Source organism: Rhizobacter sp. P3_C12 (assembly GCF_056402735.1).
Genome location: NZ_JBFUGW010000186.1, coordinates 1 through 12,531, shown reverse-complemented (window position 1 = coordinate 12,531; position 12,531 = coordinate 1). Strand labels below are relative to the sequence as shown.

Annotated in this window: 14 protein-coding genes; 8 read left to right on the top strand and 6 right to left on the bottom strand. The window is 67.5% G+C overall.

All coding sequences use genetic code 11. The features are described 5' to 3' along the window. Window positions 1-61 precede the first annotated feature (61 nt). The 6 genes from nth to AC1DXV_RS23780 all read right to left on the bottom strand — a co-directional run bounded on the left by nth (window position 62) and on the right by AC1DXV_RS23780 (window position 4,589). Window positions 62-724 (bottom strand): endonuclease III, encoded by a 663-nt coding sequence (gene nth / locus AC1DXV_RS23805; protein ID WP_477873995.1) that lies wholly within the window; start codon window positions 722-724, stop codon window positions 62-64. Window positions 725-755: 31 nt separating this feature from the next. Further along, window positions 756-887 carry a hypothetical protein gene (locus AC1DXV_RS23800; protein WP_477935846.1) on the bottom strand — a complete coding sequence of 44 codons (132 nt, stop codon included), beginning with the start codon at window positions 885-887 and terminating at the stop codon, window positions 756-758. 23 nt (window positions 888-910) lie between these two features. Then, window positions 911-1,108 (bottom strand): CsbD family protein, encoded by a 198-nt coding sequence (locus AC1DXV_RS23795; RefSeq protein WP_477875162.1) that lies wholly within the window; start codon window positions 1,106-1,108, stop codon window positions 911-913. 132 nt (window positions 1,109-1,240) lie between these two features. Beyond that, complete coding sequence (gene rsxB / locus AC1DXV_RS23790; RefSeq protein WP_477935844.1) at window positions 1,241-1,882, bottom strand: electron transport complex subunit RsxB; 642 nt, start codon at window positions 1,880-1,882, stop codon at window positions 1,241-1,243. A gap of 10 nt (window positions 1,883-1,892) precedes the next feature. After that, window positions 1,893-3,188 carry a polyhydroxyalkanoate depolymerase gene (locus AC1DXV_RS23785; RefSeq protein WP_477865358.1) on the bottom strand — a complete coding sequence of 432 codons (1,296 nt, stop codon included), beginning with the start codon at window positions 3,186-3,188 and terminating at the stop codon, window positions 1,893-1,895. 201 nt (window positions 3,189-3,389) lie between these two features. Continuing rightward, the gene (locus AC1DXV_RS23780; protein ID WP_477865357.1) at window positions 3,390-4,589 is read right to left on the bottom strand and encodes an amino acid aminotransferase; all 1,200 of its coding nucleotides are present in this window, start codon (window positions 4,587-4,589) and stop codon (window positions 3,390-3,392) included. Window positions 4,590-4,688: 99 nt separating this feature from the next. Between AC1DXV_RS23780 and uvrB the strand changes: the two genes are divergently transcribed. From uvrB to hscA, 8 genes are all read left to right on the top strand, one after another. Continuing rightward, a complete protein-coding gene (gene uvrB, locus AC1DXV_RS23775) occupies window positions 4,689-6,899 on the top strand; it encodes an excinuclease ABC subunit UvrB (protein WP_477935842.1) in 2,211 nt (736 codons plus the stop codon). Beyond that, window positions 6,896-7,408: a low molecular weight protein-tyrosine-phosphatase gene (locus AC1DXV_RS23770; protein ID WP_477865356.1), complete on the top strand. Its 513-nt coding sequence runs from the start codon at window positions 6,896-6,898 to the stop codon at window positions 7,406-7,408. The genes uvrB and AC1DXV_RS23770 overlap by 4 nt, the downstream gene beginning before the upstream one ends. A 202-nt stretch (window positions 7,409-7,610) precedes the next feature. Beyond that, window positions 7,611-8,147: a Fe-S cluster assembly transcription factor gene (locus tag AC1DXV_RS23765; protein WP_047594513.1), complete on the top strand. Its 537-nt coding sequence runs from the start codon at window positions 7,611-7,613 to the stop codon at window positions 8,145-8,147. 52 nt (window positions 8,148-8,199) lie between these two features. Beyond that, window positions 8,200-9,414, top strand: coding sequence for an IscS subfamily cysteine desulfurase (locus AC1DXV_RS23760; protein WP_477865361.1), 1,215 nt, complete (start codon window positions 8,200-8,202; stop codon window positions 9,412-9,414). Window positions 9,415-9,440: 26 nt separating this feature from the next. Continuing rightward, complete coding sequence (gene iscU, locus AC1DXV_RS23755) at window positions 9,441-9,860, top strand: Fe-S cluster assembly scaffold IscU (RefSeq protein ID WP_477865360.1); 420 nt, start codon at window positions 9,441-9,443, stop codon at window positions 9,858-9,860. 4 nt (window positions 9,861-9,864) lie between these two features. Further along, window positions 9,865-10,188: an iron-sulfur cluster assembly protein IscA gene (gene iscA, locus AC1DXV_RS23750; RefSeq protein ID WP_073467653.1), complete on the top strand. Its 324-nt coding sequence runs from the start codon at window positions 9,865-9,867 to the stop codon at window positions 10,186-10,188. A gap of 65 nt (window positions 10,189-10,253) precedes the next feature. Next, complete coding sequence (gene hscB, locus AC1DXV_RS23745) at window positions 10,254-10,772, top strand: Fe-S protein assembly co-chaperone HscB (protein ID WP_477865355.1); 519 nt, start codon at window positions 10,254-10,256, stop codon at window positions 10,770-10,772. 5 nt (window positions 10,773-10,777) lie between these two features. Beyond that, window positions 10,778-12,531 (top strand): Fe-S protein assembly chaperone HscA (hscA, locus tag AC1DXV_RS23740; RefSeq protein WP_477935840.1); only part of this gene is annotated, 1,754 nt, incomplete at its 3' end.

The window sequence follows — 12,531 nt, the reverse complement described above, 5'->3', positions numbered from 1 at the left end:
CCCGTTGCCTGCGCGACGGCGTCACGCCCGCGCGCGCCGCCGAGTGGCCGGCGGCGCCGGGCTACGGCGCGCGCGTTTCGGGGTAGATCGGATGCGGCCCGCCCGGCCGCGAATCGCAGTACGCCGCCACGCCGCATTCGAAGCACAGCGGCTTGCGCGCCTGGCACACATAGCGGCCGTGCAGGATCAGCCAGTGGTGCGCGTCGACCAGGTAGCCCTCGGGCACGCGCTTCAGCAGGCCGAGTTCGACCTCGAGCGGGTTCTTGCCCGGCGCGAGCCCGGTGCGGTTGCTGACGCGGAAGATGTGCGTGTCGACCGCCATCGTCGGCTCGCCGAACGCGACGTTCAGCACCACGTTGGCGGTCTTGCGGCCGACGCCCGGCAGCGCCTCCAGCGCCTCGCGGGTGCGCGGCACCGCGCCGCCGTGCTGCTCGATCAGGATGCGGCAGGTCTCGAGCAGGTTCTTCGCCTTGTTGCGGAAGAGCCCGATCGTCTTGATGTGCTGCGTGATGCCGTCGAGCCCGAGCGCCAGCATCTTCTGCGGCGTCGGGGCGACGGCGAACAGCTTGCGCGTGGCCTTGTTGACGCCCACGTCGGTGGCCTGGGCCGACAGCAGCACCGCGGCCAGCAGCTCGAAGACGTTGGTGTACTCGAGCTCGGTGTTGGGCTGCGGGTTGGCGGCCTGGAGCGTCGCGAAGAAGGGCTGGATCTGGTCGGCGTTCATTGCCGGCCATTTTGTCAGCCCCGCGGCGGAATCAGGGGGGCGCGCTGGCGGCCGGCGAGCTGTTGGTCGTCGGCTTCGGTGTGCCCGAGCCCAGTTTGTCGCAGCCGGTGAGAGTCATCGCCACGGCGAGTGCGGCCAGCCATGTTGCCCAATGCGTGCGCATCGTGGTCTCCTTCGAAGGGGCGCCTAGTAGCGCGACTGCAGCTCGCGGATCTGCTCGCGGGCCTCGTCCTGGCGGATGCCGTAGGTGCGTTGCATCTTGCCGGCATGGCGCTCCCGTTGACCGTGCTCGACGTCGTTCTGGTTGCCGGTGAAGCGGCCCCAATGCTCGCGGGCCTGTCCCTTGACTTGCTTCCACTGGCCCTGGATGCGATCGCGGTTCATTGCAACTCCTTGCGGTGTCCGGTTGGTGTGCTGCAAGCGTAGGCGGGGCCTCGCGGAGCGATCGTCGGTGCCGGGGCAGGGCGCGGATAGGACGGCGCTGATTCAGCTGTAGGAATTGACTGACAGACAGCTTCAACGCGCCTTGCGCTCGCGCGCCCGGGCCAGCGCGGCCTCGATCACGCTGCTCTTGACGCTCACCTCGCCGACGGCCGCCGCCGGCGCCGCGCTGCGGGCGGCCATGCGGGCCTGGCGTTGCTGCTCGTCACGGGCCAGCCGCGCGCGGTGGAAATCGAAGCGCTCGCGCGCCTCGTCGGCCTGCGCCGGACTCCAGGCGTCCCAGCCGGTGCGGCCCGCGTCACCGGGGTTGGCATCGACCAGCGAGATGCAATCGACCGGGCAGGCCGGGATGCACAGCTCGCAGCCGGTGCACAGCGGCTCGATCACGGTGTGCATCGATTTCGGCCCGCCGACGATGCAATCGACCGGGCAGGCCTTCAGGCACAGCGTGCAGCCGATGCACCAGGCCTCGTCGATCACCGCGAGGCGGCGCGGCCCTTCGTGGCCGTTCAGCGGGTTCAGCGCCGGTGCCGGCCGGCCGGTCAGGCGTGCCAGCCGGGCGATGCCCTCGGCACCGCCCGGCGGGCACTGGTTGATCGGTGCGTCGCCGGCGGCGATGGCCTCGGCGTACGAGCGGCAGTCGGGGTAGCCGCAGCGCGTGCACTGCGTCTGCGGCAGGGCGGCGTCGATGAGGTCGGCGAGTGCGTCCCGGTCCACGACGCCGTCGTCAGGCTGCCTTGCGTGCGGCCGTCTTGCGGGCCGCCGGCCGGGCGACCTTCACCGCCTGCTGGTGTGATGCGATGAAGTTGCGCACTTCCGGGTAGACCTTCTCGCGCCAGCGGCGGCCCGAGAAGATGCCGTAGTGGCCGGCGCCTTCGACGTCGTAGTGGAACTGGCGCGCCTTCGGGATGCCGGTGCACAGCTCGTGCGCCGCCTTGGTCTGGCCGGCGCCGGAGATGTCGTCGAGCTCGCCCTCGATCGTCAGCAGCGCGCTGGTCGTGATGTCCTGCGGGCGCACCAGTTCGCCACGCACCTCCCAGGTGCCGTTGACCAGCGCGAAGTCCTGGAACACCGTCTTGATGGTGTCGAGGTAATACTCGGCCGGCATGTCGAGCACCGCGTTGTACTCGTCGTAGAAGGTGCGGTGGAAATCGGCGTTGTCGTCGTCGCCGCGCATCAGGTCCATGAAGTAGTCGTAGTGCGACTTCAGGTGGCGGTCCGGGTTCATCGCGATGAAGCCGCTGTGCTGCAGGAAGCCCGGGTACACGCGCCGGCCGGCGCCGGGGTAGTTGACCGGCACGCGGTAGATGACGTTGTTCTCGAACCAGTCGTAGCTCTTGTTCATCGCCAGGTTGTTGACGGCCGTCGGGCTCTTGCGGGCGTCGATCGGGCCGCCCATCATCGTCATCGTGCGCGGCGTGGGCTCGCCGCGGCTGGCCATCAGCGAGATCGCGGCCAGCACCGGCACCGTCGGCTGGCACACCGAGATCACGTTGCACTCGGGCCCGACGTGGCGGATGAACTCCTGCACGTATTCGACGTAGTCGTCGAGGTGGAACGGGCCGGCGGCCGGGTCGACCATGCGGGCATCGGTCCAGTCGGTGATGAAGACCTTGTGGTCCTGCAGCAGCGCCTTCACGGTGTCGCGCAGCAGCGTCGAGTGGTGGCCCGACAGCGGCGCCACGACCAGCACGGTGGGCTGGTCCTTCATCAGCGTGAGCGCCGGCGAATCGTCGGTGAAGCGCTTGAAGCGCAGCAGCCGGCAGAACGGCTTCTCGAGCGCCACCTGCTCCTGCACCGCGACATCCACCTCACCGACGCGCACCGACGTGATGTTGAACTGCGGCTTCTCGTATTCCTTCGACAACCGGTGCACCAGATCCAGCCCGGCCGACACGCGCTGCGCCATCGGCGTGTGCGCGAACGGCGACAGCGGGTGGCTGTACAGCTTGGAGGAGGCGCTGGCAAATTCGGAGAACGGGCTCAACAGCGCGCGCTGGGCTTCATACCACTGGTACAGCATTCTGGGTTCCTTTGCGACCGCTTCGCGGAATCGCTTTCACACAAGGCTTTCACACAAGTTGTGCGTTGCAGCATTCTAGGCAGGCGATGCACATCGTGCCCGTGGACTGCTTTGGTGCAAACCCGGAATAAAGGCAAAAAGGCCGCCCAGAATGGTGCGGCCTTCTCTCGAACTGTCACTTGTGTGACAGCAGATGTCGTTTCAGCTGACTTTGGCGATCGCGGCGACCACCGCGTCGATGTTCTTGCTGTTCAGCGCCGCGACGCAGATGCGGCCCGAATCGACCCCGTAGATGCCGAATTCGTTGCGCAGGCGCTCCATCTGGGCCTTGTTGAGGCCCGAATAGCTGAACATGCCCTTCTGCTGCGTGATGAAGCTCATGTCCTGCTGGATGCCCGCGGCCTGCAGCTTCTGCAGCAGCGCGGTGCGCATCTGCTTGATGCGCACGCGCATGCCGGCCAGTTCTTCCTCCCACATCGCGCGCAGCGCCGGCGTCGTCAGCACGGTGGCGACGACCTGGGCGCCGTGCGTCGGCGGGTTGGAGTAGTTGGTGCGGATCACGATCTTCAGCTGGCTCAGCACGCGGGTCGCGTCGTCCTGGGTGGCGCACAGCACGCTCAGCGCACCGACGCGCTCGCCGTACAGCGAGAAGCTCTTCGAGAACGAGGTCGCGACGAAGAAGTCGATGCCGGCGGCGACGAACTGCGCGATCACCGCGCCATCTTCGGCAATGCCTTCGCCGAAGCCCTGGTAGGCCATGTCGAGGAAGGCCACCAGGCCGCGCGCCTTGACGGCCTCGATCACCTTCGCCCAGTCGGCGGGGGTGATGTCGTAGCCGGTCGGGTTGTGGCAGCAGGCATGCAGCACGACCACCGTGCCGGCCGGCGCCGCGTTCAGCGCGGCCAGCATGCCGTCGACATTGACGCCGCGCTTTGCCGCGTCGTAGTACGGGTAGCTCTCGACCACGAAGCCGGCGTTGGTGAACAGCGCGCGGTGGTTTTCCCAGCTCGGGTCGCTGATCAGCACCTTGGCGCCGGGGTTCACCCGCTTCAGGAAATCGGCACCGATCTTCAGCCCGCCGGTGCCGCCCAGGCCCTGGACGGTGGCGACGCGGCCGGCGGCGACCTCAGCGCTGTCGGTGCCGAACACCAGGCCTTGCACGGCCTTGTCGTAGGCGGCGATGCCGTCGATCGGCAGGTAGCCGCGCGGCTTCGGCGACTCCTGCATCTGGCGCTCGGCCTCGGCCACGCACTTGAGCAGCGGGAGTTTGCCGTTGTCGTCGTAGTAGACCCCGACGCCCAGGTTCACCTTGGCGGGGTTCGGGTCGGCGTTGAACTGCTCGTTCAGGCCGAGGATGGGGTCGCGGGGTGCCATTTCGACAGCGGCGAACAGCGAGGTCATGGACAGTCCTTGTCAGTAGAGCGGATGCGTGATTTGGGCTAGGCTTGCCGATTTCCCTGTGCACTTCCGGTACAGGAAAACCCGAGGATTTTAATCGCCATGGCCGACCTGCCCCGAAATTCGGCACCCAAACAGGCAGCACGAACCGCACCGAAGCTGGCACCGAAGTTGGCACCGAAGGCGCCGCAGGGCGGCCCCGACATCCTGCTCGCCGACACGCCGGTGGTGGAGCCCGTCGAAGGCGAGTTCGTCGCCTTCCCCGACTCGCCGTTCCAGCTGTTCCAGCCGTATCCGCCGGCCGGCGACCAGCCGACCGCCATCGCCGCGCTGGCCGAAGGCATCGAGGACGGCCTGAGCTACCAGACGCTGCTGGGCGTCACCGGCTCCGGCAAGACCTTCACGATGGCCAACGTGATCGCCCGCATGGGCCGCCCGGCCATCGTGTTCGCGCCCAACAAGACGCTCGCGGCGCARCTGTACAGCGAGTTCCGCGAGTTCTTCCCGAAGAACGCGGTCGAGTACTTCGTCAGCTACTACGACTACTACCAGCCCGAGGCCTACGTGCCGCAGCGCGACCTGTTCATCGAGAAGGACAGCTCGATCAACGAGCACATCGAGCAGATGCGGCTGTCGGCCACCAAGAGCCTGCTGGAGCGGCGCGACGTGGTGATCGTCGCCACCGTCAGCGCGATCTACGGCATCGGCAACCCGAGCGACTACCACCGCATGGTGATGACGCTGCGCGCCGGCGACAAGATGGGCCAGCGCGACGTGATCGCGCAGCTGATCCGCATGCAGTACCAGCGCAACGAGATGGACTTCAGCCGCGGCACYTTCCGCGTGCGCGGCGACACCATCGACGTGTTCCCGGCCGAGCACTCCGAGCTCGCGATCCGCATMGAGCTGTTCGACGACGAGRTCGAGWCGCTGCAGCTGTTCGACCCGCTGACYGGSCGCATYCGCCAGAAGATCCCGCGCTTCACCGTCTACCCGTCCAGCCACTACGTGACGCCGCGCGACCGCGTGGTCGCCGCCATCGACACCATCAAGGCCGAGCTGCGCACGCGGCTCGACGAGCTGGTGAAGGACGGCAAGCTGGTCGAGGCGCAGCGCCTGGAGCAGCGCACCCGCTTCGACCTGGAGATGCTGCAGGAGATCGGCCACTGCAAGGGCATCGAGAACTACACGCGCCACCTGTCGGGCTCGGCGCCGGGCGAGCCGCCGTCGACGCTGGTCGACTACCTGCCGGGCGATGCGCTGATGTTCCTCGACGAATCGCACGTGCTGATCGGCCAGCTGGGCGGCATGTACAACGGCGACCGTGCGCGCAAGACCACGCTGGTCGAGTACGGCTTCCGGCTGCCGTCGGCGCTCGACAACCGGCCGCTGAAGTTCGAGGAGTTCGAGAAGAAGATGCGCCAGGTGGTGTTCGTCTCGGCGACGCCGGCCGACTTCGAGAAGCGCAACGCCGGCCAGGTGGTCGAGCAGGTGGTGCGGCCGACCGGGCTGGTCGACCCGCTCGTCGAGGTGCGGCCGGCCACGCACCAGGTCGACGACGTGCTGCAGGAGATCCGCGAGCGCGTCGAGATCCACGAGCGCGTGCTGATCACCACGCTGACCAAGCGCATGGCCGAGCAGCTCACCGACTACCTGAGCGACAACGGCGTCAAGGTGCGCTACCTGCACAGCGACATCGACACGGTGGAGCGGGTCGAGATCCTGCGCGACCTGCGGCTCGGCACCTTCGACGTGCTGGTGGGCATCAACCTGCTGCGCGAGGGGCTGGACATTCCCGAGGTGTCGCTGGTGGCGATCCTCGATGCCGACAAGGAAGGCTTCCTGCGCGCCGAGCGCTCGCTGATCCAGACCATCGGCCGCGCGGCGCGCAACATCAACGGCAAGGCGATCCTGTATGCCGACAAGATGACCGATTCGATGCGCCGCGCGATCGACGAGACCGAGCGGCGCCGCGCGAAGCAGATCCAGCACAACCTGGAGCAGGGCATCACGCCGCGCAGCGTGAAGAAGCAGATCCGCGAACTGATCGACGGCGTCTACAGCGAGAAGAGCGCGAAGGACGACCTGAAGAAGGCGGCCGAGACCGCCGAGGTCGAGGCGATGAGCGAGAAGGACCTCGGCAAGCGCATCAAGCAGCTCGAGAAGCAGATGCTCGAGCATGCCCGCAACCTGGAGTTCGAGAAGGCCGCCCGCGTGCGCGACCAGCTGGCCCACCTGCGCGAACAGGCGTTCGGCGCGCCCGGCACCGACAACGTGGTGGTGCTGCCGGCGGCGGGCGCTCGCAAGGCATGACGCAGCCACCGGTGCGGGCGCAGGTGCGCGTGCTGATGGTCTGCCTCGGCAACATCTGCCGCTCGCCGACCGCCGAAGCGGTGCTGCGCCACAAGCTGCGCGCGGCCGGGCTGGGCGATGCGGTCGCGGTCGATTCGGCCGGCACGCACTCGTGGCACGGTGGCGAGCCGCCCGATCCGCGCTCCGTCAGGCATGCGGCGCGCCGCGGCTACGACCTCGCCCATCTGCGGGCGCGGGTCGTGACGGGGGCTGATTTCGAGCGTTTCGACCTCATCCTGGCGATGGACTGGGACAACCTCGCCGAACTGGAAGGGCGTTGCCCGCCACAGCATCGCCCCAAGTTGGGGCGTCTGACACAGCACGGTGTGCGCTTCTCGAGTCCGGTCGTGCCCGACCCTTACCAAGGCGGGCCGGACGGGTTCGACCACGTGCTCGACCTGGTCGAGGATGCCTGCGACGGACTGGTCCGGCACCTGGCGTCGCTGCAGCCGGAACAGCCGTCGGAATAGCCATCGAAATAGCCCCACGCGCGCTACGGAACTTTCAGGTCCATTGCCGACCAAAAAACTAGGTTTCATCTATACTTGAGTAATCCTCTCGGGATCAACCGAGGGTTACCCCGGGGAAGGCAAGCGGGGACTCGACAAGCGTGAAATCGCCCTCATCTGCTTCGTTGACATTGTTGGCCGCCCATCGGCTTAGGAGAATTTCATGCGTCTGACCACCAAAGGCCGTTTTGCAGTGACCGCGATGATCGACCTGGCTCTGCGTGAGCATTCGGGCCCCGTCGCGCTGGCCGCGATCAGCGCCCGCCAGCAGATCTCGCTGTCCTACCTCGAGCAGCTGTTCGGCAAGCTGCGCCGCCATGGGCTCGTCGAGAGCACCCGCGGCCCCGGCGGTGGTTATTCGCTGGGTCGCAAGTCCGAGGAAGTCACCGTCGCCGACATCATCGTCGCGGTCGACGAACCGATCGATGCCACCGGCTGCGCCGGCAAGGAAAACTGCATGGGCGAGGACTCAGGCCGTTGCATGACGCACGACCTGTGGGCCAGCCTGAACTCCAAGATGATCGAGTACCTCGATTCGATCTCGCTGCGCAAGCTGGTCGACGAGCAACTGGCCAAGGGCATCTCGATCGAGGAGCAACCGGTCAAGCGCGCGATCTCGACGCAGCCGGTCGTCAAGCCGATCAAGATCACCGCCCCGAATTCGGTCTTCGCCCTCGGCGGCGCCGCATTCTCGAAGTAGGCCTCCCCAACCAACCTTCGCTGCCTTACTGCCGTAGCTGATTCCCATGGACATGACCCCCCACTTCCCGATCTACATGGACTACGGCGCGACGACGCCGGTGGACCAGCGCGTGGTCGACGCGATGATCCCGTGGTTGCGCGAGCATTTCGGCAACCCGGCGTCGCGCAGCCACGCGTGGGGGTGGGAGGCGGAAGCGGCGGTCGAGAAGGCGCGCGAGCAGGTCGCGGCGCTGGTGGGTGCCGATCCGCGCGAGATCGTCTGGACCTCGGGCGCGACCGAATCCATCAACCTGGCGCTGAAGGGTGCCGCGCAGTTCTACAAGACGCGCGGCAAGCACCTGATCACGCTGAAGACCGAGCACAAGGCCGTGCTCGACACGATGCGCGAGCTGGAGCGCCAGGGCTTCGAGGTGACCTACCTCGACGTGCAGGAAGACGGCCTGCTCGATCTCGACAAGCTGAAGGCGGCGATGCGCCCCGACACCATCCTGGTCTCGGTGCTGTTCGTCAACAACGAGATCGGCGTGATCCAGGACATCCCGGCGATCGGCGCGATGTGCCGCGAGCGCGGCATCATCTTCCACGTCGATGCGGCGCAGGCCACCGGCAAGGTGGAGATCGACCTGGCCGCGCTGCCGGTCGACCTGATGAGCCTGGCCTCGCACAAGACCTATGGCCCGAAGGGCATCGGCGCGCTGTACGTGCGCCGCAAGCCGCGCGTGCGCATCGAGGCGCAGATGCACGGTGGCGGCCATGAGCGCGGCATGCGCTCGGGCACGCTGGCGACGCACCAGATCGTCGGCATGGGCGAGGCCTACCGCATCGCGCGCGCCGAGATGGGGGCCGACAACGAGCGCATCCGCATGCTGCAGCAGCGGCTGATCAACGGCCTCAAGGACATCGATCAGACCTTCCTGAACGGCCACGCCGAGCGGCGCGTGCCGCACAACGTGAACATGTCGTTCAACTTCGTCGAAGGCGAATCGTTGATCATGGGCATCAAGGGCATCGCGGTGTCGTCGGGCTCGGCCTGCACCTCCGCGAGCCTGGAGCCGAGCTACGTGCTGCGCGCGCTCGGCCGCAGCGACGAACTCGCGCACTCCAGCCTGCGCATGACGATCGGCCGCTTCACGACCACCGAGGAAATCGACTACGTGGTCACGACGCTGAAGGACCGCGTCGCGAAGCTGCGCGAACTCTCGCCGTTGTGGGAGATGTTCAAGGACGGCATCGACATCAGCACGATTCAGTGGGCTGCCCACTGAAGTTGAAGAAGTACGGAGAATCTGAAATGGCTTACAGCGAAAAAGTGGTTGAGCATTACGAGAACCCGCGCAATGTCGGCTCGTTCGAAAAGGGCGACGACACCGTGGGCACCGGCATGGTCGGCGCGCCCGCCTGCGGCGATGTGATGAAGCTGCAGATCAAGGTGAACCCGGTGACGGGCCTGATCGAGGACGCGAAGTTCAAGACCTACGGCTGCGGCTCGGCGATCGCGTCGAGTTCGCTGGTGACTGAGTGGGTCAAGGGCAAGTCGCTCGACGAGGCGCTGTCGATCAAGAACACGCACATCGCCGAAGAGCTGGCGCTGCCGCCGGTCAAGATCCACTGCTCGATCCTGGCCGAGGATGCGATCAAGGCGGCGGTGAACGACTACAAGGCCAAGACCGGCGCAGCGGCGTCTGCCACTGCGGCTGTCGCCACGCATTGAGACCATGGCCGTCACGCTGACCGAAGCCGCGGCACGCCACGTGTCGCGCTACATCACCAAGCGCGGCAAGGGCGTCGGCGTCCGGCTGGGCGTCAAGACGACCGGCTGCTCGGGCCTGGCCTACAAGCTGGAATACGCCGATGACGTGGCGCCTGAAGACGCGGTGTTCGAAGACCGCGGCGTGAAGGTGCTGGTCGACCCGAAAAGCCTGCCGTACATCGACGGCACGCAACTCGACTTCGTGCGCGAAGGCTTGAACGAGGGTTTCAAGTTCCAGAACCCGCGCGAGAAAGACCGCTGCGGTTGCGGTGAGTCGTTCCGCGTCTAGCGCACCAGCGCTTGCCAACCAGGCGCGGCCGCAAGCCGCGCCTTTTTGTTGCCTGAAATCCAGCCATGAAGCTCGATAGCGACGATTTCGAACTGTTCGGCCTGCCGCGCCGCTACGCGCTCGATCGCGACGAGCTCGATGCGCGCTGGCGCGCACTGCAGGCCGAGGTGCACCCCGACCGCTTCGCCAGCGAGGGCGGTGCGGCCCAGCGCGTCGCGATGCAATGGGCGGTGCGGGTGAACGAGGCCTACCAGCGCCTGAAGAACCCGCTGAAGCGCGCCGCCTACCTGTGCGAACTGCACGGCGCGGCGATCGATGCCGAGAACAACACCGCGATGCCCGGCAGCTTCCTGATGCAACAGATGGAGTGGCGCGAGGCACTCGATGATGCCGGCGACCTGCCCGCCGTCGAGGCCCTCGCCGACGAAGTGGCATCGCATCGCAAACAGGCCCTTGCCGGCTTGCAGGCCACGCTGGACGAGCGCCACGAGTGGGCTGCCGCGGCGCAACAGGTCAGAGCCCTCATGTTCGTAGAGCGCTTTGCCGGCGATGTCGATCAACGCCTCGAAGCGCTGGGACAATAGACGCCATGGCCTTGCTGCAAATTTCAGAACCGGGGGGCGCCCCCGATCCCCACCAGCGCCGCATCGCGGTCGGCATCGACCTCGGCACCACGCACTCGCTGGTCGCGGCGGTGCGCAACGGCGTGTCCGAATGCCTGCCGGACGAAGCCGGCCATGTGATCCTGCCGTCGGCCGTGCGCTACCTGCCCGAAGGGCGGCGCGAGATCGGCCATGGCGCACTCGCGCAGGCCGCGCTCGACCCGGCCAACACCATCGTCTCGGTCAAGCGCTTCATGGGGCGCGGGCTGCGCGACATCGCGCACGTCGAGAAGCTCCCGTACGACTTCGTCGATGCACCGGGCATGGTGCAGCTGCGCACGATCGACGGCGTGAAGTCACCGGTCGAGGTGTCGGCCGAGATCCTCGCGACGCTGCGCTACYGCGCCGAGGACACCTTCGCCGACGACCTGTTCGGCGCGGTGATCACGGTGCCGGCCTACTTCGACGATGCGCAGCGCCAGGCCACGAAGGATGCCGCGCAGCTCGCCGGCCTGAACGTGCTGCGCCTGATCAACGAGCCGACCGCCGCGGCGATCGCCTACGGGCTGGAGAACGGCTCCGAGGGGCTGTACGCGGTCTACGACCTGGGCGGCGGCACCTTCGACATCTCGCTGCTGAAGTTGACCAAGGGCGTGTTCGAGGTGGTCGCGACCGGCGGCGATTCGGCCCTCGGTGGCGACGATTTCGATCGCGCGCTGGCTGACTGGGCGCTGGCCGAGGCGGGCCTGCAGGCCGACACGCCGCAGGACAAGCGCGCGGTGCTGGTGGCCGCGCGCGCCGCGAAGGAGAAGCTCTCGTCCTCCGACCACGCCACGCTGGCCAGTCCGCTGTCGTCCGGCGAGCTGTCGGTGCGCGTGACGCGTGCGCAGTTCGAGACGCTCGGTGCCGCCCTGCTGGCGCGCACGCTGGCGGCCGTTCGCAAGGTGCTGCGCGATGCGCAGGCCGCGAAGGACGAAGTGCAGGGCGTCGTGATGGTGGGCGGTTCCACCCGCATGCCGATGGTGCAGGCGGCAGTCGCCGGCTTCTTCGGCAAGGCGCCGCTGACCAACCTGAACCCGGACGAGGTGGTCGCACTCGGCGCGGCGATCCAGGCCAACGCGCTGGCGGGCAATGCCGGCGCCGACGAACTGCTGCTGCTCGACGTGATCCCGCTGTCGCTGGGTCTCGAGACGATGGGCGGGCTGGTCGAGCGCATCATCCCGCGCAACAGCACGATCCCGACCGCGCGTGCGCAGGAGTTCACGACCTTCAAGGATGGGCAGACCGCGATGGCGCTGCACGTGGTGCAGGGCGAGCGCGAACTCGTCAGCGATTGCCGCTCGCTCGCGCGCTTCGAGCTGCGCGGCATGCCGCCGATGGTGGCGGGGGCGGCGCGCATCCGCGTCAGCTTCCAGGTCGATGCCGACGGGCTGCTGAGCGTCAGTGCGCGCGAGGAGGTGTCGGGCGTCGAGGCCGCGATCACCGTGAAGCCGAGCTACGGCTTGTCCGACGACGAGGTCGCGCGCATGCTGACCGAGAGCTTCAGCACCGCCGAGGCCGACATGCGCGCGCGCAGCCTGCGCGAATCGCGTGTCGAGGCCGAGCGCATGCTGCTCGCGACGCGTTCCGCGCTCGAGGCCGACGGTGACCTGCTGGGTGCCGACGAGCAGGCCGCGATCGCTCAATTGCTCGCGGCGCTCGAAGCCAGCCGCGATTCCGAAGATCACCACCAGATCGACGC